The following is an 834-nucleotide window of genomic DNA, read 5'->3' as shown; positions in this document are numbered from 1 at the left end:
AATACAAGCGTACAAAGATTACATATTGAGCAACGGTGATTGCGACCTATCTCTCCCGAGGCCTTGTTTAGAAATATCGCAATTGAATGGTGAAGCAACTTACGAGGTTAGCTATGCACTTGGAGGCTATCCAAAATTTGTATTTTTAAATCGCTAGAACGATCGCGACATGCCACAACTATAAAAATAAGGAGCGAATAGGGAAATTGGTAGGACTAGGCAGATTCGAACTGCCGACCTCTACCATGTCAAGGGAGAGCAGAAAAACCATTTAATCCTTATTTATCAGTATATTAAACAGATTTCTGATTAGTTTTTAATCTGTCAATTTCGTCATTTTCGACACCTAAAATCAACAACTTACAAACTTGTCACCACTTTTTTTTGCCACGTTTGACCTCTACTCTTTTGACGATTTTAATCGAATTCATGGTAGAGGTCTTCAATATTTCGCTCAATATATTCCCTGAAAAAGATTGTACCTAATCTAGCTTTTTGTCTCTAATTAAAGTCTGATAAAGTGGGTAATTGATGGAGTCTTCAACGCTTAACAAGGATTTAGTAGAAGCATGAACCACATACCTTTCGCTCTAGACAAAAATGGAGAATATGTTGAGGTTGGCAATGTTCCTAAGGGCAAAAACTGCAACTGTTTTTGTCCTAGTTGCGAACAAAGTGTCATCGCCCGCCACGGAAAGAAAAAGGCATGGCACTTCGCTCATGATCCAAACCCCGCAACTCAACCAAAGCGAATTTGCGATCTTTCGTTCGAGTCCTGTTGCAGGCAGTATCTTTCCAAACTGCTGACCAATGGAGCAATATCGACACTCTCCA

The 834-nt window shown here is 39.7% G+C and carries 1 protein-coding gene and 1 tRNA gene; one reads left to right on the top strand and one right to left on the bottom strand.

Annotated features, from left to right (window positions below; translation table 11 throughout):
• Positions 1-207: 207 nt before the first annotated feature.
• Positions 208-279 (bottom strand) — tRNA-OTHER (locus tag A3729_RS31395).
• Positions 280-569: 290 nt separating this feature from the next.
• Between A3729_RS31395 and A3729_RS31390 the strand changes: the two genes are divergently transcribed.
• On the top strand, positions 570-834 hold a 265-nt coding region (locus A3729_RS31390; RefSeq protein ID WP_255376382.1), incomplete at its 3' end, for a competence protein CoiA family protein.

Source organism: Oleiphilus sp. HI0043 (genome assembly GCF_001634935.1).
Note: the sequence above shows the minus strand (reverse complement) of the source record. Positions and strands in the feature narration are given on the sequence as shown.